Here is a 19,591-nt window from a genome sequence, read left to right as displayed (position 1 = left end):
ACTTTAAATTACTTCTGACATATCTTAATACATTTTAAGACATAGTCTATATGTAAAAGTATCAATAATTTGATTTTTTTTACAAAAAAATGACACTTTCCTGGAAAAAATAACCATTAAATATCAATTGTTGCAACTTAACCGGGGCGCTGTTGGGTTAAATAGTGAGAAATGTAGGGAACTAGTTATCAGTTATCATGCGAACTTAGTGTTAACTTAACCTAATTACTAATACACAAATTTATTCTCATGTTATATAATCTTTATTAAATTGAAGTACCCCACGAAAAATAAATGTGTATGCTTCTCTAAAGAGAATAAAAAATAATAATAAGATGTAAGACACCAAATTTGGCTCTGCCATCTTATTAATACCTTTATTTTCGAGCGGCCATTGATGCTAAAGAATCAGCTTTTTCATTTCCTTCTACCCCACTATGAGCTCTCACTTTAACTACTTCTACATACTTATCTTTACGCAATGTATCCACTTGTTGCCATAACTCACGATAAGCCACAGGCTTCTTATCAGCTTTGCGCCACCCTTTCGCCTTCCAACCATCAAGCCATTCGTTGTAGCCCTTTACACAGAACTCACTGTCTGAATAAATGATCGAGCCATCAGCGGCATATTCTAACCCTTCCACTAATGCCATGAGTTCTAGCTCCGCATTATCCGTTGCTCTATTGATTGTGATTGAACATGTATCAATTAAATCATTATCTTCATCATATACAGCAATTCCAATACCGCCTTTCATACAGCCACCTTGATTATTTGGTGCTGCGCCATCGACGTAAATTGAGTAAGTATTTGTGCTCATAGGGTTATTCCTTATTTTAGATTTACTGGTCTTTGTAATTGACCTACATTAATTATTTTTTAGTGTCGTGTGATTGATTTGTTCTTTTGAGGGTTACTTAGGCTTATTTTTCGTCACGTTGGCTTAGGCGTTCATGCATCCATTCTTCAATTTCGCTTTCCACCCATGCTACGGCTCTATCGCCTAATGAAATCGTTTGAGGGAATCGACCTTCACTCATAAATTTGTAAATACTTGAACGACCTAACGCGGTTAATGCCATTACTTCTTTTAATCTTAAAAATCTCATGGGGACGTTCTCCTACGTCTATATGCTCATGAGATAAGCCGATGATGTTAAAAAAAATGACGTTCAAAAAATCACTCTTAATCTATTTATTTTCAGGTATATATCATCTATGTGAAGACAAATACTGATTCACATTAGGAGCTAATATGTCGAATAAATCCTCTCATTATCTAAAACAACAGCGTTACCAAGAAAATGAAATTCTAGAGTACGCTGCCGAGATCCTTGCTAACCGCTATGTTCGTGGAGACGCATTCTCTAACCCTACTGCGACACAAAATTATTTACGTTACAAACTGGGACATTATGAGCGTGAGGTATTCGCTGTTTTATTACTTGATAACCAACATCGATTAATTGAATTTAAAGAGCTATTTCAAGGAACCGTAGATGCGGCAAGTGTCTACCCAAGAGAGGTTGTAAAAGCAGTTTTAGAAGTGAATGCGGCGGCGGTAATATTTGCGCACAATCACCCATCAGGAGAGTCAACGCCATCACAGGCTGATAAACGAATTACGACACGTTTAAAAGAGGCGTTAGCACTCATTGATGTTCAAGTATTAGATCACATTGTTGTCGGGGAAACCTGCGTCTCTTTTGCAGAGCGAGGGCTAATCTAATGAAAAGAGAATTACTAGTTCACGGTAAAGACCTAGCATTACCAAAAAGTCTGCATCGTCATCTTGAAGTCGTACTTGATGGCTTTTCTCTTCGTACTGATATCAATCGACTTTCAGTGAACTTTCGAGACACTAACTATTATCATCGACGTGAGGGATTGCACCCTGTAGAAATGCGTTTTGAGCGAGACGAAGATAATCGCCATATTTGGAAATTGGTATTTATTGCCAGCTTTTCTTATCCCGATGAACACAGCCCAAACGTTACACCTGAGCTGTATTTCAATTTTAAACGTGGTTGGTTCTATCAACCTGACATTCAAGGTTGTAAACTTGCTAGGCCGCAAGTCATCGACCTATTTACGTCATGGGCACTCGCCTTTTGTCGTCAACTACGAAACCAACACTTTGATGACATTTCAGCTAACGAGATACGCACTTAATCCCATCCAACCTTAATTCGTTTTACCAAATTATTATCTTATTTCAATCATAGGAGGACACATCGTGTCTGAATTACAAACCATCATTACCACCACTAACCTTATCCCTACGTTGTTGCCAGTATCAAACAAACTGAACCAATGCCTTGTTGATGCGCTTAATCAACGTCCTGAATTGCATTCTGGCTTAGAGGAAACAAACAGTGTCATCTTTAACTTTCGAGATAAAAGCTACAGTGCTGAAAATGGTGGCTTTCACCCTGTTGAAATTGCACTAACCAAAGAAACTGATAACACATGGCAATACGCCTACATCACGGACTTTGCTTTTGTGGATAATCACTATCCAGAGTTAGCCAAAGAGTTAGATTTTGATTTTCTTAGTGGTGAATGGTTTGCTAGCTACTTAGGGCGTTATTCGTCCATCAAAGAGGACGGTGCCGCTAAGGAGTTGTATCAATTATGGGAGCATAATTTTCTGGCTTATGCCGATATGGGAATGTATGACGAAATAGAAATCAACGTATCGTAATCATTTACCTCTACTTCAATATCACACACATCATGCCGCAGCCTTTTGGTTGCGGTTTTTTATGCCTAAAAATCAGGATAACTAACTTATGAATAAACAAATAATACCAACCCTTAATCCCTTCTCAGTCTTAGTCAATTGGTCTGAATCCAATGAGTTCAATGAAGGCCAGTTGTATGACTTTATGGACTTTGAACGTAAAGCATTAAACGTTGCTAAACAAAACCCATTAGGCGGTTATGACAAAACCAATGTAACGGTGACATTTGAAAATGGGGATGAACACCAATGCCGCTTAGATCTAGGTTGTGGTGGCAATGCTGTAGGCTTTACTGATCATTGTCTTAGTACCCTTGAGTACCATCAAAAACACCACCTCGATGCTGATAAGCCGTGGTTACGTAATGATGCTAATCATCAGCAATTAATCACACTCATTAGAACCTATCGTTTTGATATCGAGTTTGTGACTGAGGCTCGAATTCAAACCATTAAAACCACTGAACTTGCCAAGCAACAAGAGCGAGATAAAGAGCAAGCCAAACGTGATCAAGAAGAAAAAGAATAGCAAGTCCACCAAGCCAATGAAAAGGCATTTCAAGCGGCTCTAGTCATACCTAAGTGGGCGAAAGGCGTGATCGTAGCCACTTACACCGAATACGATAAAGAACGCAGTGAGCCGTATTCAGGAGAGCATCATACCAAAACCCTTCGCACCATTATTTTAGCGTGGTCTACCCATACCAGACGATTATTTCCTGAACTCCGTAAAGCCTGTTTGAATCACCCTGATACGGCATTTCTAAACGACAAAGAGCAAAGCTGTGAGCACCGTAATAATTACGGCATAGGGCAAGGCTCAGGCTTAACGGATGTGGATTATCTTTATCATGGTTGGTGCGTGGAAAAACACGTATTTTGGAATGAATCCAATAAAGCAAAGTATGTTCCTTTAGGAGAAATGGGAATGCTAACGTCAATAACTTAAATCGAAATTTATGACTGGAAATACTTCCATCACCTGATTATTAATCTCCTTTTTTAAGAACAAAAGGAATGCCAACATGCACTATATTTTATCCGTTAAAGGCCAAATAGCAAAAGGGCTTATCAAAGCAACACTGCTTGGTTGTCAATACTTACAAAAGCAATACCAAGAATATAGAAAAGAAGTAGAGCAATACACTGATCCCGAATTATTTGAAATCATACAAAATTTCTCAGCCATTCATTTAAAAAGAATATCCGCCACTGCTGAACTAATCAAAAGAGGTTATCGATTAAAAGACATCAATCATTAATACAATTTCTCTATACATTATCTAAATAACGCATCCCCTCAACACCTGATGATCTAACCTTTCTCACATATTGTCGTAAAAATGGGTAAGAAGGACATTATTTGTCTTATGCATCAGTAATCTAAAGCCACATCAAACTCAGTAAATTTAATAAGGATTAAAAAATGAGCACAAGCAATATAGTTCATTACCTAAATGATGAAGAGATCATTACTTTAATAAAGGAAAGAAAATCCTTCACCTTAACCAACGTTAAAAATTTCTCACAAACCGTAAAACGAATTGAGACAAAAATAGAATCACAAGGGCTTAAATGTAGAGTATATACAGCATGTCGATCTACGACGATGGCAGCAAGCTTAGCGTCTGGCCCTGCATCTATTTTTGGACTCGCTTCTGCTGCTGTAATCGCAATGCATAATGTAGCAACGTATTCACCTGACTATGAAATTGCTAAGTATCCATTAGCTGACAAACTCGTTATCAACTATAAAAAGTAAACAGATCACACCGTCCATTTACCACTGAGGTTTCTATAACCTCAGTTAATGCAAAATCAGCCATTATTTATAGAAATAACAACGTACTAACCCAAACAAAAATGTTACTCCAATCACAATTCTATTATTGAAAATCTTCTTACTTTTAAGATGGACATTATCTGTCCACCTCATCCGTACTCTTTCCAACATTAAATTTCGTCTATGCCTATCAGCCAATTCTGATAAGCAATACTTGGTGATGCATGAAAGACAACTCTATTACGAATAAAACAAGCATTGATGGTATTTCAGCGATATTACATACACTCATGCTGATACCTCAACACCGTGCAATAACGGTTCGAGAGCTAGAGCAGCAATTGGCTGATCTTCATATCTATCGAACCCCAAGAAGTATTAAGCGTTATTTGGATGAAATCATCGTCATACTTTTTAATGTTGAATGCGATATGCGAACGATCCCACATACTTATCGTAAAAAATCAGAGCAATTATTAAAGCTAGGCACTAAAGAAGCATTAGTCTTTTGTCTCATAGATAAATACTTAAGACCGACTATGCCAATCAAAATCACTCATACTTACCAAACCTTAGTAAATGACTCTATCTCATTGTTAGATAAAGGATTAAAGCCATCTAAAGAGCGACTGTACCTAAATAAAGTTCACATTGATACTTTTACATCTTATCCGTTAATTAACAAAAGCTTGCCCTTATTAGAAATCATACATTCAGCATTGTTTGATCAATACCTTATTTCTATATCAAGCCAGGCATTAGTACTACACCGTTTAAAAATAGAGCCTCTTGGATTACTTATAAAACATAATTCACTTGTGCTCGTCTATCGTCAACATCAAACACTAGCAATACATACGGTAGATCTTGGACTTATTGATTCAGCGATACTTTCAACATTTCAATTTACCTATCCTTCCGATTTTATTCTCAAAGATTTTGTAACTGAAACGACTAATGAACCAAAACAATTTTATTTAACTGAATAATACAAACGAGAAAACAACATGAAACTAAAAAATAAAATGTTATTAGCTTCTGCTATCTCATTCGCCTTAACCGCTTGTGGTGGGTCTGATAGCGATAATAATGAGCCTATCACCGCATCATTAACAGGAAAGGCCATCGATGGTTATATTGACGGTGCTACGGTTTACCTAGATTTAAATTTTAACCGTCAATTAGATAGTAATGAACCCCATGCCATTACCTCTAACCTTGGTGATTACCGTTTAGAACTGAACCAAGCTCAACAAGAGTGTGCGCAATATGTCCCTCTTATTGTTGATGTTCCCGTTGGTGCGATAGATCAAGATTTAGGTATCGTTGAAAAGACTTACCAAATGGTATTGCCTCCTAAATTTGAATCAATCACAAAAGAAGATTTGTATCACGTTACCCCTTTAACGACTGTACTGTGGACCTCTGTTGAAAAGGAACTGGCATCAAATGGTAATTTAACTTGTGAGAGTGTAAAAAATGATTACCAAAAACGTAAAGCATTAATTTCATCACTTAATCAAGCCATTGATCGAGTTGTATATCATTACAATATTCCAGAAGAGATCATCTTTGATGATTTCATTGCTGCTGGTGATGCCGATACCTCACTTAAAGCACAAGACATTGTACGTGGCTTACAACAATCATTTACTGCAACAGAAGAGTTAAAACGCCAAAACCCTAATGCCCTATTTGCTTATGTTGATTACCATAAAGGGGATTACAGAGATAACAACAACGCTTACCCTACTGCTTGGTATCGTGAACAACTAATTAGCTTTGACAATGAGCAGCGTAGTGAATTAGTTAAAGTTCGTGATGATTTCAGCCAAGATATTAGAACGATTATTTATGGTAAAACTGCCACCACCAAAGGTAATAATTATACTTATAGAACCAGCTACGAATTTGAATCAAGAAATGGTGATAGCTCACCTTACACTTGTGACATTAAAGAAGAGATCTCTGAGGTCGTATCTAATAATAAAACATATAGCTTAGTTAACTTAACCAACAATAATGCAAATACATTCGAAGATTGTATTCCTAGCGACATTGCCCAAGCTATCACCCACAGATACGCGATTGTAGATTACACGGAAAACAATGACCGTTTTTCTAGTCAATTCGGGTATGGCCGTAATGCTGGTTCATTTCCTTTCTTATCTGATTGGGTTGGATTTGAAAGCAACCATCATCAACTAGATTTAAACGAGTTGATGACTAACTTTGAAAATCTACCTTACCAATATGATAATTTAACCGCAGAGCCTGATGCGTCTTTCTGGGTTAAAGATAAAACCGTCACTATGGAAGATAGAACTCAAATAAGAACCAGCTATGATAACAATGGCCAATATAGAAAATTTACTATATTCCCTAATGGAACACATAAAGAAGAATGTGGTACTGATGGCATAGTATGGGGCGAATGCACTAATTAATCACTGAAATAAATTACAGAGGAGCGTAATGCTCCTCTATTTTTTATCGCTGAGAGCAACCAAAGCTTCGCGTCCCATCACCGTATTTTTTTGTTTCTAACTTTGCTAAATAACTTACTCGATAAAATAATGAATCAAATTCATCCTTAAAGTTTCTTGAATTATTATCAAGCCAGTACACTCCATTATCGGAAAAATTCACAAGCCGACTTCCCTCGTCAATATCCAAATCTAAAGCACTGCACCATGCCTTTTTTATCTTGTGAGATAAATTATCTTCATTTTTAAAATCACCCAAACAATGATAAACATCTTTATTGAAGAATAATACTAAATGATAATGATCGCTTAACGATGTACTTCTTTCTTTAACCCAGATATATCTAATCTTGCAAGCTCTGACTCTAATACCCTTTCTTTTTTTCCTATTAAGATCGGCTTGTATTTGAGCATCGAGAGATGCGATAAAGTTTTTAATGACTGATGAGTTATCAAATAGTAATGATTTTGACATACGAAGATCAATTCGAACAGCCATGGTTCTTGGATATTCAGTTATTGCTTTATCGATAGTATTATATATTTTATCTAAGTAATTTATAACCAAACCATTTTCATGCTTATAGATACTTAATCCATTGAATGTGTCTTTTTTTGTTATAGTTAAATTTCTGTTTGTCTGAGTTTTAGTTTTCATTTCCTATACCTTAATTGATGGTGTATCTGGTATAGGATGGTTAGCTGATGTTAATAATAATGTTGAGGTTACTTAACTAGGTTAGGGTAACCTAGTATTAATAGGTTATATATAGACTAATAATACTAGTCATACTGCCATCATATTGTTTAAAAAATAAGTAACTTATAATATCCTACTATTCATTCTTTCTCATTATTCGTACTCACGATTATAAAAAACAAGCCAGCATCATTTGAAATACACTTTAGAGTAAATCCATTCACTCTGAAGTTATGTGCACAACAATCGGATGAACTACGCTCTGTGATTTGAATCAAAGAAACCATAAAACCCATACATTACAGGTCATGAAAATCGATTTACTTACTATACAAAACACATAAAAAAACCACAATAAACACACATAAAAACTACTTAGTAGATTATTAAAATGCCTACATTTGATCAAAATATAATATCTTTACATGAATTAGAAAATTATTTAAGACAACTAAGTCATATTAAATTAATTCATATTATTAAACGCTGCAGAGTAGAAAGAATTTTATACATAGATGACAATATCGTTTACCATTCCAAAGAAGAAGCTATTCAGTTATTAGCCATTGAATTTAAGAAAAATGGCTATCATTTGAAAGAACTGAAAGAAATAATTGAACACTTATGTTATTACTATATTAATGATGCGTACTTTGATTTTATTGATAGTAAGGACCCAACTAGTATTTTATTTTGTTACTTCCACTTACTTAATAATAATGTATTTTCAATAAATGGACATGACTTGTTTTTTAACACGAGACGAACATTAAAAGATAAACCACTAGAATTCATGAATCATACTGCCACTCAAAGAAAAAACACTATTACACAAATGAGAATAGATTTTATATCATTTATAAATTCAATCACGTCAGATGACTACAATAAGAAAAAATATATACACTATCTAAATGAAGAATATATATTTTCAAGAAGTAAGTTTAATTTTAATTGGCTTTCAAAAAAAGATAACGACCAGGCTATCTGGGCCGTAAAGTACATTAAAGATAACCATATAATAAAAAACAATCATAAACACATACCAAATATCATTGATGATTATAACCATTATTCTATAGTCATTCCCGCACTATTCCATTCTTTAGAGATAACTGATGATGCTAAAGAACTTTTCTTAATAAAAATGAAAAAAGCTTGGGGACAAGTTAAATACAGAAATAAAATAAAAAAAGACAAGAAAACAACTATTAATTTAGTTATTAGACAAGATTCAAAAAGTAAACTTGAGGATATTTCTAATTTTTATGGGTTGAATTTAAATGAGACACTTGAAAAACTGATCAATAATGAATCTAAAATAATAAAAAATTCAGGAATATAATAATAAAGTAGGTAGAATTAACTCTACCTACTTTCTTTAAGCTATATTAAGCTACAAGCCTTAAGATTCTTTTTCCCACTCATAGACAAGCTACCAGTAGCCGCCTCTTCAATATGATTGCTCCACTACGCCATTAGAACCTTACGTCGTCCAAGATAATCAGTGCGGTTGTATGCGCTTCGAACCTTATCTCTATCAACATGAGAGAGTGCAGCTTCGATAATATCCGCATCAAAGTTTTGTTCATTTAAGGTAGTACTAGCTAATGCTCGTAGGCCATGAGAAGTTTGTCTTCCTTTAAATCCCATTCGCACCAATGCTTTATTAGCTGTTTCTTTATTTATATGATTTTTATTGCTTTTATCAGCAGGGAAAAGGTATTCACTCTCGCCAGTGATAAAATCAATCGTTTCTAATAAGTCTAAGGTTTGCTGTGTTAATGGGACGGTATGTACTCTTCCCTTCTTCATTCGTTCAGCTGGGATAACCCATAGCATTTTTTCTTTGTCTGTTTCATCCCAGCGAGCACCAGCAGTCTCGGTAGGTCTTGTCATTGTATGAAGTTGCCATTCTAACAAACAGCGTGTGATGGGCTTAATAGATGCGTAATTAATCGTTTTTAACAGCTCCGGTAGATCTTTAGGCTCTAGCGATGCCTGGTTAGTAACTTTGACAGTGAAAAACGCTTTCCCAATATCAGCAAGTCTATTGTGTTCTATAACACAAGTATTCACAGCAAAGGTCATGAACTCATTTAAACTACGACACAATCGCCCTACCGTTTCTAACTTACCTTGGTTTGCAATTGGTCTAATAGCTTGTAGAGCTGTGTCTTGACTTAAGAGCTTTACCAAGATTATTAGTTTCTATCCCAACGCGGTTGCGATAAACTTACCACTATCATTCGTTGTTATTGTTTTTATCTTGAGAATAATAATTAACCTATTAAATTTAAGTTTGTTGTTTAGTACCCCATGATGTACCCCAAGCAGCATGCATAAAAAACAAAGAGTATAAAATACAGATGCTTAACAATAAAATTCAATGGTTCCCTGGTCACATGCATAAAGCTCAAAAAGAGATCGCCGAGGTGATCCCTAAAATTGATGTGATCATTGAAGTACTTGATGCTCGTATCCCTTTCAGTAGTGAGAATCCAATGATTGCCTCTCTACGCCAAGATAAGCCTTGTATTAAAGTTTTGAACAAGCGTGATTTAGCTGATCCTGAAGTGACTCAACTTTGGATTGAGCATCTTGAGAAAGAGCAAGGTGTTACAGCAATGGCAGTGACAACCAGTAACCCAGATGAAATCCATAAAATTATGGAAAGATGCCGTAAGTTGGTCCCGCACCGTGAAGCGATGGGAAAAAACGTTCGTACCATGATTATGGGTATTCCAAATGTGGGTAAATCAACCATCATTAATACCTTAGCCGGACGTATGATTGCAGTAACCGGTAACCAACCAGCGGTAACTCGTCGCCAACAACGTATTAATTTACAAAATGGCGTTGTTCTCTCTGATACTCCTGGTATTTTATGGCCTAAAGTTGAAAACCCACACAGTGGTTTCCGTCTTGCTGCCACTGGTGCAGTTAAAGATACAGCAATGGAATACGATGAAGTTGCCTTCTATACTGTTGAGTATTTAGCAAAACAGTACCCAGAGCGTTTGAAAGAGCGTTATAACTTAGATGAATTACCAAATAACGATGTAGAATTAATGGAAGCAATTGGTCGTAGTCGCGGTTGTTTACAAGCTGGCGGGCGAATCAATATCTATAAAGCGTCTGAAATTCTACTTCATGAGCTTCGTTCTGGCACATTAGGTCAATTAACTCTAGAGCTTCCCGATATGATCCCTGCTGAGCTTGAAGCAGTTGAAATTGCAGCAGCGCTTAAAGTTGAACAACAAATTAAGAAAAAAGAAGAGCGCCGTAAACGTTACTTGAAAAACAAACGTTAATTATTTTAAACACACAAACAAAAAGAGAGAGGTTAACCAATAAGTTAACCTCTTTTTTATTCTTATTACTAAGCTCATTCTTCAATAAGTAGGCTAAGCAAGATGTCTTCTAACTGATCCCAAGGTAATAGCTGAGTATCAATCACTTCTAGTTTTGATTCCATGCCATCAATGCTAAGTAAATTGACAGAAACAACACCATTAGCAACATTGAATGCATAAAAACCTTTATTAGTGTTCATCACCGCTTTAACACGTTCAGCAGTAAGAGCTGAGAGCATTGAAAATAACTCATCAAAATCAAATACTGATTCAGCCCCAAAGAACCAACCACAGCTAACATAACCCTGCCCTTTATTTTCTTTACGACAAAATTTTTGACCCGGTTCTAATACCATCTCCACTATTTCTTGCTCTGCATGATGGTGATGGTGCTCTTCAATGGTTAAGTCAGTGGTTCGATCTTCCTCTAACCAGTGTAAAGGTAATTCTCCATGGTCAATAGCGGTTGATTTTGGTTGATGTGGTAACGATTTAACCCAAGAATGAAATAAACATTCATCATAGTCTGATGCCATATCCATTTTAGTCGCAACAACGATATCTGAGATATTTAATTGATCATTAAAGTTTTGATTACTCGTATACTTCTCATCAGATAGGTTTCTAGGATCAACAAGGCCGATGGTTGCTTTTAAGTCAATGTAATTCTTGTAGTTTTCTGACTGCAAAATAGCCAGTATTTTTTTAGGATGCCCTAAGCCTGTTGGTTCAATAATCAAACGGTCTGGTTTTTGTCTTAAAAGCGCATTTATCCCAACCGACATCGGTAACCCTGCGGTGCAACACATACAACCCCCAGGGACCTCTTTCACCATTGCGCCACTTTCCGTTAAGAATGCGCCATCAATACCAACTTCACCAAATTCATTGACTAAAACAGCCCAAGATTCATTTTCAGGTTTATTTTTTAGCAATTGTAATATCGTGGTAGTTTTTCCGACCCCAAGAAAGCCAGTAATAATATTAGTTGGTATTTTTTTCATAACATTGCTCATAATTAGTAAGATTTGTTAATGATACCTCTAGCGCGTCTCAGTCTGCTAATTATTTTAAATAACTTATTGATTATTTCATAAAATCAATTACATAAAATTACGTTTTGAGTTATGTTAATGATATGTAGAAATGGAAATTTTTCTTACAACACACATTGATATTACTCTTAAACAAAATCAATAATTAAAGGCTTCATGTATGTTTAACTTTTTTGAACGGCTTACCACCGCGTTTCCAAAACAAGACCCCGAGCAACCACCAAAAGGACTGTATGCATTTTGCCGTCATTACACCAAAGGCTATGAGCTCCCTCTTATTGCAATGTCTTCTCTAAGTGCCATTATTGCGGTTATTGAGGTCTCACTTTTTGGTTTCATGGGACAATTAGTTGATTGGCTATCGACGCATAATAGAGATACATTTTTAGCTCAAGAGGGCCATACTTTAATGTGGCTAGGCCTACTTGTAGTGGTTGGAGTCCCTATTTTAATCCTTATTCACTCTCTTATTACTCACCAAACGCTATTGGGAAATTACCCAATGGCTATTCGTTGGCAGGCTCATCGATACCTTCTAAAACAGAGTGTTTCATTTTATTCTGATGATTTTGCGGGACGTATTGCAACAAAGGTAATGCAAACCTCTCTATCTGTACGTGAAACGGTAATGAAATTACTTGATGTATTGGTATATATCTCGGTTTATTTCACCTCAATGATCGTTATGGTTGGTCAAGCAGACTGGCGATTAATGGCGCCAATGCTGATCTGGCTAGCAGCTTATGTTGCTATCCAGTTTTACTTTGTTCCAAAATTAAAAGCGATTTCAGAAAAACAAGCCGATGCCCGCTCGACAATGACAGGCCGTATTGTTGATAGCTATACTAACATCAACACAGTAAAATTATTTAGTCACAGTAAACGTGAAACTGAATACGCAGAAGAAGGAATGAGAGAATTCCTTAGTACCGTGCATAAACAAATGCGTTTAGCTACTGGGATTAACATTTCAGTAGAAATCATCAACTACCTTCTTGTTTTTTCAATTGCAGCTGTTTCTATCATGCTATGGATTGACAATGTATTGTCGGTTGGTGCTATTGCTATCGCGATTAGTTTAGCATTACGAATTAATGGCATGTCACATTGGATTATGTGGGAAATCAGCTCATTATTTGAGAATCTAGGCACAGTAACTGATGGAATGAATACATTATCAAAGCCTATCACTATTAATGATAAGCCTGGAGCTTCAGAGCTAAAAGTAACCCAAGGTTCTATTAAGTTTGATAAAGTAAATTTCCACTATGGTGAAAATAAAGGCGTAATTAATGACTTGAATCTTGAAATAAAACCGGGAGAAAAAATTGGTTTAGTTGGCCGTTCTGGTGCCGGAAAATCAACATTGGTCAATCTATTACTTCGTTTTCACGATATAGAGTCAGGGGCTATTACTATTGATGGTCATGATCTAAGAGACGTAACACAAGACTCATTACGCAGCCAAATAGGTATGGTTAGCCAAGATACCTCTTTATTACACCGTTCTATTAGAGATAACATCAAATATGGCAGACCTGATGCCAGTGATGACGAATTATTTACTGCGACTAAACAGGCTCAAGCTCATGAATTTATCGAAACCTTAACCGACTCCTATGGCAGTAAAGGCTACGATGCTCAAGTTGGTGAGCGAGGAGTTAAACTTTCAGGAGGCCAACGTCAGCGTATAGCTATATCACGAGTACTACTGAAAGATGCACCGCTATTGATCTTAGATGAAGCGACATCTGCACTCGATTCCGAAGTAGAAGCGGCAATTCAAGATAGCTTAGATGAGCTTATGGAAGGAAAAACGGTTATTGCTATTGCTCATCGCTTATCAACTATTGCAGCGATGGACCGACTATTAGTGATGGACCAAGGTCGCGTTGTTGAGCAAGGCACTCATCAAGAGCTCGTTGCATTAGGTGGCATTTATGCTCAACTATGGAACCACCAAACAGGCGGGTTCATTAGTGAATAGTCATAAGTAATCTTCATATGAAAACACAATCTGACATTATTCTTTTTGTGTTTTCATATTATAAGAATAAATAGCTATCTAACGCAATTCTGTTTTTCAATACACCTCACAACCGTATTGTTTTTGGGAAAAGTTGAGATAACAAGCTGATTTAATATAGATTTAAATCACTACTTCTATTACATTATTAGGGACTCTTTTCAAAGGACAGGCAATGCAACGCGGACCAATTTCTTTTCTTATTATTTTATTACTTAATACAGTAATGGATAAAGCTATTGCTCGTAACATTACACCTGTTCGTCAATTTGAAGAGGCTTTTGCTACCTCTCTCGTTTTATCTGATAGCAACATGATCACCTTTGGTATTGCTGATTTTAATCCTAATAACTATTTAGAAACTGATAATGAAAATATCGGTAGTGCCGACTCTGTAGATTTACGCAGTAAAATGACAGTTTACTCGCTACCCTACACTTTTGAACTGACAGATGACCCAGACTCCCGATGGAGCCATGACATTACGCTTCGAGCATCTTATGTCAATACAAACATTGATGTTAAGTTTCAAGATAAATCACAGCCTGATTCTGATTTAGATGAAATCTTTGGTCTATATGCTGAATATGCTCAAAATTATGTTTTCCAAGAAAATTGGACCATCTCCTTTGGCAATGCACTACACTTAATGCATTATCGCAATACTCACGAGTATAATACGGCCTATAGCCAAGCGTTAGCGCCTCATCTTGATGGCGTTCTTTTTAATGTATCAACGAATGCGTTTATTATTGAACCTAAAATTTCCTTTGAATATAAAAAAGAAGAACCTTGGGGAGAGTGGCGTTTTAACAACAGTTATCATTACGCCTATGGACAAGGATTTGGAGGTTCTTCAGATTACAGCTCGGAAGTAAACCCTGAAGTTTGGCGTTTTATCAACAGTATACAAATGCGCTATAACATGGCTCATTGGAATCGTTTCGCTCAGGTCCTTTATCTAAAAGCAAAACGTGTTGATTTGGGTGGGGATGTGAATGCTCCACTTGGCACTGACTTTTATTATGAGTTCAATATTGCATGGTTAATCGATACTAGAAAATGGATTTCACTTGTCGATAACGTTGGAATTGGCTTCACATTTAATGTTGGAAGTGCGTTACGAGGAGGCAGTATTGTGTTGTTTTATGATGAGTAACAAAAGAAAGACATCAAATTAATCTTCAATCATAACAGTACATTCTCATCTTTTACTCTACTGCAACCCTATCTTGCTGATAAAAGTGCTACTATCAGTCCCTGAAATCAGACAATATCATTCTTAAAAATGCATTAAAATACATGTATTCTTCATTTTATTTCGAAATACACTAACTTGAATGAAACTATAAATGATATTTCAACTTAGGAGTACTATGTCAAACACTCTATCTATTGGCGCACTTGAATCATTTTTGATTGCTATCGCTGTCCTTTTTTTAGGACATATCATCAATTCAAAAGTTGCTTTATTTAAAAAATACAATATCCCAGAACCTATTGTGGGTGGGTTAATTGTAGCGGTTGTTATTACTATCCTTCATTTTCAAGGGATAAACCTACAATTCTCGCTACCTTTACAAAGTACATTCATGCTTATGTTCTTTAGTACTGTTGGTCTTGCGGCCAACTATAAACAGCTAATTAAAGGAGGTACAAAGGTCTTCTTATTTCTTGCTGTTGCTTCCGTTTACATCATTATCCAAAACGGTATTGGTGTTAGCCTAGCTAGCTTAATGGGACTTGACCCTCTAATGGGGTTGATTGCAGGTTCTATTACACTATCTGGAGGACATGGAACTGGTGCAGCTTGGTCTAATACGTTTGCTGAAAGCTATAACCTAAATACACTTGAACTTGCAATGGCTTCAGCTACGTTTGGTTTAATTATGGGTGGGCTTATTGGTAGCCCAATTGCACAAAAATTGATCCACAAGCATAACCTTGAATCAGAATACGGTTCAGGTATAGACACTCATACTCGTTTCCCTGAAGTTGTAACGTACAATGAGCGTGAAGAAGAAAAAGTTACCGCAAAAAAAGTAATTGAAACCCTATTTGTACTTTTACTTTGTGTTGTTGGTGCTGGCCATCTTGGTGATTTTATTGCCACATTTGAAATATCTTGGCTAAAAATTCCTGATTTTGTTTATGCGTTATTTATCGGTGTATTTATTACTAATATTACTGAAGTCACTAAGATCCATAAAATTGATACTGAAACCGTTGATATTTTAGGCACAGTCTCCCTTGCCCTCTTTCTTGCGATGGCATTAATGAGTTTAAAATTGTGGAATATTTTTGATTTAGCCATTCCATTATTAATTATTTTATCGGTTCAAACAGTTGTATTAGCTTTGTTCTCATATTTTGTTACGTTCCGAGCAATGGGCTCCAACTATGATGCAGCGGTAATAGCTGGCGGGCACTGTGGCTTTGGTCTTGGAGCAACGCCTACTGCGGTAATGAATATGGGGTCATTAGTTTCTCGTTTTGGCCCATCACCACAAGCATTTATGGTTGTACCTATTGTAGGTGCTTTCTTTATTGATATTGTTAACCTAATCATATTACAAACTTACATTAGCTTTATTGGATAAAAATCATATCAATAGCAAAAAGCCCGATAGTTCATCGAACTACCGGGCTTTTTTATTCTTCTATTTCAAATATCAATCAGGGTACTGCTGACGAATACTTACAAATTCATCAATATTCTTTAGAAATAAAGTACACAACTCAGGATCAAACTGCTTGCCACATTCTCGACTAAATAATTCAATAACCTGTTCTAAAGGCCACGCTTCTTTATAACAACGCTTACTCATTAAAGCATCAAACACATCTGTAATAGCAGTAATTCGAGCAAAAATATGTATATCATGCGCCGCTAATTGATTTGGGTAACCTTTCCCATCCCACCGTTCATGGTGCTCTAAAGCAATCCTTGCTGCAGACTGCATTATTTCTCCATCACCAGAGCTTAATAGTTTATATCCTAGCTCTGTATGCGTCTCAATAATAACTCTCTCTTCTTGAGTTAATCTACCTGGCTTATCCAAAATGGCTTCAGGGATCCCTATTTTTCCAACATCATGCATTGGGCTAATAACTTCAATTAATTCATATTCGCTTTTAGGTAACCCGTATATTTTACCAAGCAATAACGACATTTTTGCTACCCGACGTACATGGTTTCCCGTTTCTCCCGATCGTGTTTCAATCGCCTCTCCAAGTACTTCAATCATTGCTCTTTGAACTCGTAATGTCTTATTTTGTAGAGCTAAAATATGAGACTTATTCTCGTTCAGCTCTTTTTTACGACGTATAGCAATAAACTGAGTAATGATAATCCCTAACATCATTGAAATTAAAAGAAAGGTAACTGTAATTATGTTTCTATTTTCATAAAGATACGACGGCGGCTTATTAACAACACTGGATGCATAAGGGAGATCATCGATATCTAAATTAAATACATCTACAACACGATGATCAAATACAAACCCTTCCCAAGCCGTTGGAAAATTAATTACATTTTTAATTATTGAAAATTTCAGTTTATGGCTTAGCGATAAAATTGACTGTACACCCAATGAATATGAACGGTTAACATACCCCCCAAGTACCCCATAGCCAATATAATGTTCCCAAAATACGAAAATAGGTGCGGCACTTTTTTTGGATAGTTGAGATGCAACAGAGGCATAATCATAATATTTCCCCTGTTGAAGCTCTGTATTATAGTGAGTTAAAAATACAACAGAATCAGACGACAATCGGGATAGATAAGATGCCGCCTCCATTAGTGGTTTATCATCAATAATCTTAATAGTAAAATCAGGGAAATGTTCTGCTTCATCTAAAAAACTTTTACGAATAAGTTGTGAGGTTAGGCTATTATCACTCAGTAAATAGATAGTTTTTGTTTGCGGGAAAAGAGATTGAACCAACTCAAGGTTTTCAAGGATATGATCTTTTTCATAATAAACAGTCGTTCGATCGGCTAATGAACCTAAATCAATACTAAGGTTATTTATACCAACGGCAACAATAGGTATTTCTGGGAATAAATACTCACCATTTTTAACGAGAAAATTAAGCCCATTATCATCAGAAACAATAACAGCATCAAAATAATCTCGAGTGTACTTAGCGCTTAAGTAATTTGCATATTGAGTTTGATAATCCCTTCCCTTAATTCGCTTAGAATCCATATACTCAATAGAAAGACGAATTGGCTTATCACTATTTTTGGCCGTATTTTTTATCCCATCCTCAATATTTTGAGTCCATTCATATGAAGGGCTATATGAATGTAATACTAGGATATTAATCGGTTTTTCTGTTGCAAGTGGCTTTGCCGCAGTATTCAATGTAAAAAAGACAAAAACTAAGCTAAATAACAATGAAAAATAATGACGCATAAACTTATCGCTCAATAAACAAACACCAAGTTAATTTTTAATGCAAGACTTAAGCGTGCTTTCAAATCGAATAGACTGCTGAGCCATCACAGCGTTTAAAAAAGCATGCTCATTAATAGCATCGCTGGTTAATGCAATATCAGAAACGTACATTATTCCTTCAATAACTTGAGATAAACAAGCAGCAACAGGTTTCATGCCATCAAGTGCAACAAACAATTGATAATCATCGCATAGATCGATTTGAGTTAAAAACTCCAATACTTCATCATATTCAGCATCCCATTGACTAGCAACGGTTATTGCCCAGCGAATCGTTAATCTATGCTCTGTCACCAATAGAACCGAGATGGTTTCAGGTAGTGTTTCCGATGATAATGTATATTCTTCTGCCACTTTCGCAGGTTGCTTTAAATAAACATCTCGGCCTTTCACACTTTCAGGAGTTGGAAAGTCAACATTAACTTGGTTCGATAACCAAGCCTGTTTTTGTTGAAAAAATGTTTCAGAATTAATAGTCATAGCACCTACAAAAAAGGATGGTCACCCATCCTTTATATCATTAAATTTTAGAAGTTTAAGAAAGCGTAAGCAGCTTCATATGCTTCTTGTTGGTAACCTTTAAGGCCAATCTCTTTTACACGCAGCATTTCAGGCGCACGTTTAAGGCTTGCTTTTTGGTCTGCGGCAGTTAGTACTTCAACTTCAATCTCATCAATCAGTTGAATAGCAGCTTCTAATTTAAAGCCTACAGCACCACCTGCAAATTTACCCTTCATTAAACGCTCTTTAATAACAACCGTTTCAATTTGGTAATCTTGCATTAATTTTTTAAATTTAAACTGAAAATCACGGATTGATTCCGTTTTAGATGGCTCAGTAATATCAAATTTAGCAACACGACAGTCTGGAAGGTCAATCATGCCATCTGATTTATTTACTAAACAGATGATTGCTTCATTACCTTTAAGCTCTACGCCACATACTTTCATTTTAAAAATCCTAACAATG

Annotated in this window: 21 protein-coding genes and 1 pseudogene; 14 read left to right on the top strand and 8 right to left on the bottom strand. The window is 36.0% G+C overall.

What is annotated here, in order from left to right; translation table 11 throughout:
• Positions 1-377: 377 nt before the first annotated feature.
• Together PVK71_RS17715 and PVK71_RS17710 are read right to left on the bottom strand one after the other, a co-directional pair.
• The gene (locus PVK71_RS17715; protein WP_274420274.1) at positions 378-824 is read right to left on the bottom strand and encodes a ribonuclease HI; all 447 of its coding nucleotides are present in this window, start codon (positions 822-824) and stop codon (positions 378-380) included.
• 103 nt (positions 825-927) lie between these two features.
• Complete coding sequence (locus PVK71_RS17710) at positions 928-1,113, bottom strand: AlpA family transcriptional regulator (protein ID WP_060990921.1); 186 nt, start codon at positions 1,111-1,113, stop codon at positions 928-930.
• Positions 1,114-1,259: 146 nt separating this feature from the next.
• On the opposite strand from PVK71_RS17710, the gene radC reads away from it, so the two are divergent.
• The 9 genes from radC (at position 1,260) to PVK71_RS17665 (ending at position 6,977) form a co-directional block, all read left to right on the top strand.
• Positions 1,260-1,733 carry a RadC family protein gene (gene radC / locus PVK71_RS17705; protein WP_274420276.1) on the top strand — a complete coding sequence of 158 codons (474 nt, stop codon included), beginning with the start codon at positions 1,260-1,262 and terminating at the stop codon, positions 1,731-1,733.
• Positions 1,733-2,176, top strand: coding sequence for a DUF2787 domain-containing protein (locus PVK71_RS17700; protein WP_274420277.1), 444 nt, complete (start codon positions 1,733-1,735; stop codon positions 2,174-2,176). The genes radC and PVK71_RS17700 overlap by 1 nt, the downstream gene beginning before the upstream one ends.
• 64 nt (positions 2,177-2,240) lie before the next feature.
• On the top strand, positions 2,241-2,708 hold the full coding sequence (locus PVK71_RS17695) for a DUF2787 domain-containing protein (protein WP_274420279.1): 468 nt from the start codon (positions 2,241-2,243) through the stop codon (positions 2,706-2,708).
• Positions 2,709-2,796: 88 nt separating this feature from the next.
• Positions 2,797-3,276, top strand: coding sequence for an LPD25 domain-containing protein (locus PVK71_RS17690; protein ID WP_274420281.1), 480 nt, complete (start codon positions 2,797-2,799; stop codon positions 3,274-3,276).
• A 66-nt stretch (positions 3,277-3,342) separates the two neighbouring features.
• A complete protein-coding gene (locus tag PVK71_RS17685; protein ID WP_274420283.1) occupies positions 3,343-3,696 on the top strand; it encodes a hypothetical protein in 354 nt (117 codons plus the stop codon).
• A gap of 76 nt (positions 3,697-3,772) precedes the next feature.
• Entirely contained in the window at positions 3,773-4,009 is a 237-nt protein-coding gene (locus PVK71_RS17680; RefSeq protein WP_274420284.1) for a hypothetical protein, read from the top strand.
• Between the two features lie 164 nt (positions 4,010-4,173).
• The gene (locus PVK71_RS17675) at positions 4,174-4,509 is read left to right on the top strand and encodes a hypothetical protein (protein ID WP_274420286.1); all 336 of its coding nucleotides are present in this window, start codon (positions 4,174-4,176) and stop codon (positions 4,507-4,509) included.
• A gap of 245 nt (positions 4,510-4,754) precedes the next feature.
• Positions 4,755-5,519, top strand: a complete 765-nt coding sequence (locus PVK71_RS17670; protein ID WP_274420288.1) for a transcriptional regulator — start codon at positions 4,755-4,757, stop codon at positions 5,517-5,519.
• An 18-nt stretch (positions 5,520-5,537) separates the two neighbouring features.
• The gene (locus PVK71_RS17665) at positions 5,538-6,977 is read left to right on the top strand and encodes a hypothetical protein (protein ID WP_274420290.1); all 1,440 of its coding nucleotides are present in this window, start codon (positions 5,538-5,540) and stop codon (positions 6,975-6,977) included.
• 43 nt (positions 6,978-7,020) lie between these two features.
• On the opposite strand, the gene PVK71_RS17660 is transcribed toward PVK71_RS17665, so the two are convergent.
• A complete protein-coding gene (locus PVK71_RS17660; RefSeq protein WP_274420291.1) occupies positions 7,021-7,674 on the bottom strand; it encodes an inovirus Gp2 family protein in 654 nt (217 codons plus the stop codon).
• A 433-nt stretch (positions 7,675-8,107) separates the two neighbouring features.
• Between PVK71_RS17660 and PVK71_RS17655 the strand changes: the two genes are divergently transcribed.
• Positions 8,108-9,061 (top strand): hypothetical protein, encoded by a 954-nt coding sequence (locus PVK71_RS17655; RefSeq protein WP_274420293.1) that lies wholly within the window; start codon positions 8,108-8,110, stop codon positions 9,059-9,061.
• 41 nt (positions 9,062-9,102) lie between these two features.
• Here the strand turns inward: PVK71_RS17655 and PVK71_RS17650 are convergent.
• A pseudogene (locus PVK71_RS17650) lies at positions 9,103-9,888 on the bottom strand (tyrosine-type recombinase/integrase); the annotation flags it as partial.
• A 197-nt stretch (positions 9,889-10,085) separates the two neighbouring features.
• Between PVK71_RS17650 and ylqF the strand changes: the two are divergent.
• Positions 10,086-11,030 (top strand): ribosome biogenesis GTPase YlqF, encoded by a 945-nt coding sequence (ylqF, locus tag PVK71_RS17645; protein WP_274420296.1) that lies wholly within the window; start codon positions 10,086-10,088, stop codon positions 11,028-11,030.
• 74 nt (positions 11,031-11,104) lie between these two features.
• On the opposite strand, the gene PVK71_RS17640 is transcribed toward ylqF, so the two are convergent.
• Complete coding sequence (locus PVK71_RS17640; protein ID WP_274420298.1) at positions 11,105-12,076, bottom strand: CobW family GTP-binding protein; 972 nt, start codon at positions 12,074-12,076, stop codon at positions 11,105-11,107.
• Positions 12,077-12,287: 211 nt separating this feature from the next.
• Here PVK71_RS17640 and PVK71_RS17635 point away from each other — a divergent pair, with 211 nt between their 5' ends.
• The 3 genes from PVK71_RS17635 (at position 12,288) to gltS (ending at position 16,753) form a co-directional block, all read left to right on the top strand.
• Positions 12,288-14,114: an ABC transporter ATP-binding protein gene (locus PVK71_RS17635; RefSeq protein ID WP_274420301.1), complete on the top strand. Its 1,827-nt coding sequence runs from the start codon at positions 12,288-12,290 to the stop codon at positions 14,112-14,114.
• 214 nt (positions 14,115-14,328) lie between these two features.
• Positions 14,329-15,312, top strand: coding sequence for a Solitary outer membrane autotransporter beta-barrel domain (locus PVK71_RS17630; RefSeq protein WP_274420303.1), 984 nt, complete (start codon positions 14,329-14,331; stop codon positions 15,310-15,312).
• 217 nt (positions 15,313-15,529) lie between these two features.
• Positions 15,530-16,753: a sodium/glutamate symporter gene (gltS, locus tag PVK71_RS17625; RefSeq protein ID WP_274420305.1), complete on the top strand. Its 1,224-nt coding sequence runs from the start codon at positions 15,530-15,532 to the stop codon at positions 16,751-16,753.
• Between the two features lie 72 nt (positions 16,754-16,825).
• Here the strand turns inward: gltS and PVK71_RS17620 are convergent, their stop codons facing one another.
• The 3 genes from PVK71_RS17620 to PVK71_RS17610 are packed head-to-tail and all read right to left on the bottom strand — an operon-like array spanning position 16,826 to position 19,572.
• Positions 16,826-18,580, bottom strand: a complete 1,755-nt coding sequence (locus PVK71_RS17620) for an HD domain-containing phosphohydrolase (RefSeq protein ID WP_274420308.1) — start codon at positions 18,578-18,580, stop codon at positions 16,826-16,828.
• A gap of 30 nt (positions 18,581-18,610) precedes the next feature.
• Complete coding sequence (locus tag PVK71_RS17615; RefSeq protein ID WP_274420310.1) at positions 18,611-19,102, bottom strand: hypothetical protein; 492 nt, start codon at positions 19,100-19,102, stop codon at positions 18,611-18,613.
• Positions 19,103-19,149: 47 nt separating this feature from the next.
• Positions 19,150-19,572, bottom strand: coding sequence for a DUF3010 family protein (locus tag PVK71_RS17610; RefSeq protein ID WP_130045860.1), 423 nt, complete (start codon positions 19,570-19,572; stop codon positions 19,150-19,152).
• Between the last annotated feature and the right edge of the window lie 19 nt (positions 19,573-19,591).

The sequence above is a fragment of the Aliivibrio sp. S4MY1 genome (genome assembly GCF_028765545.1).
In the GTDB taxonomy this organism is placed as follows: Bacteria; Pseudomonadota; Gammaproteobacteria; order Enterobacterales; family Vibrionaceae; genus Aliivibrio.
The sequence above is the reverse complement of the archived record's forward strand: the minus strand, read 5'-3'. Positions and strand labels throughout refer to the sequence as shown.

Bases quoted from the DNA above. Each gene is read 5' to 3' on its own strand.
- PVK71_RS17660 (WP_274420291.1), bottom strand. From the start codon at position 7,674: ATGAAAACTAAAACTCAGACAAACAGAAATTTAACTATAACAAAAAAA.
- PVK71_RS17640 (WP_274420298.1), bottom strand. From the start codon at position 12,076: ATGAAAAAAATACCAACTAATATTATTACTGGCTTTCTTGGGGTCGGA.
- PVK71_RS17700 (WP_274420277.1), top strand. From the start codon at position 1,733: ATGAAAAGAGAATTACTAGTTCACGGTAAAGACCTAGCATTACCAAAA.
- PVK71_RS17690 (WP_274420281.1), top strand. From the start codon at position 2,797: ATGAATAAACAAATAATACCAACCCTTAATCCCTTCTCAGTCTTAGTC.
- PVK71_RS17670 (WP_274420288.1), top strand. From the start codon at position 4,755: ATGAAAGACAACTCTATTACGAATAAAACAAGCATTGATGGTATTTCA.
- gltS (WP_274420305.1), top strand. From the start codon at position 15,530: ATGTCAAACACTCTATCTATTGGCGCACTTGAATCATTTTTGATTGCT.
- PVK71_RS17630 (WP_274420303.1), top strand. From the start codon at position 14,329: ATGCAACGCGGACCAATTTCTTTTCTTATTATTTTATTACTTAATACA.
- PVK71_RS17665 (WP_274420290.1), top strand. From the start codon at position 5,538: ATGAAACTAAAAAATAAAATGTTATTAGCTTCTGCTATCTCATTCGCC.
- ylqF (WP_274420296.1), top strand. From the start codon at position 10,086: ATGCTTAACAATAAAATTCAATGGTTCCCTGGTCACATGCATAAAGCT.
- PVK71_RS17675 (WP_274420286.1), top strand. From the start codon at position 4,174: ATGAGCACAAGCAATATAGTTCATTACCTAAATGATGAAGAGATCATT.
- radC (WP_274420276.1), top strand. From the start codon at position 1,260: ATGTCGAATAAATCCTCTCATTATCTAAAACAACAGCGTTACCAAGAA.
- PVK71_RS17680 (WP_274420284.1), top strand. From the start codon at position 3,773: ATGCACTATATTTTATCCGTTAAAGGCCAAATAGCAAAAGGGCTTATC.
- PVK71_RS17710 (WP_060990921.1), bottom strand. From the start codon at position 1,113: ATGAGATTTTTAAGATTAAAAGAAGTAATGGCATTAACCGCGTTAGGT.
- PVK71_RS17615 (WP_274420310.1), bottom strand. From the start codon at position 19,102: ATGACTATTAATTCTGAAACATTTTTTCAACAAAAACAGGCTTGGTTA.
- PVK71_RS17620 (WP_274420308.1), bottom strand. From the start codon at position 18,580: ATGCGTCATTATTTTTCATTGTTATTTAGCTTAGTTTTTGTCTTTTTT.
- PVK71_RS17635 (WP_274420301.1), top strand. From the start codon at position 12,288: ATGTTTAACTTTTTTGAACGGCTTACCACCGCGTTTCCAAAACAAGAC.
- PVK71_RS17655 (WP_274420293.1), top strand. From the start codon at position 8,108: ATGCCTACATTTGATCAAAATATAATATCTTTACATGAATTAGAAAAT.
- PVK71_RS17610 (WP_130045860.1), bottom strand. From the start codon at position 19,572: ATGAAAGTATGTGGCGTAGAGCTTAAAGGTAATGAAGCAATCATCTGT.
- PVK71_RS17715 (WP_274420274.1), bottom strand. From the start codon at position 824: ATGAGCACAAATACTTACTCAATTTACGTCGATGGCGCAGCACCAAAT.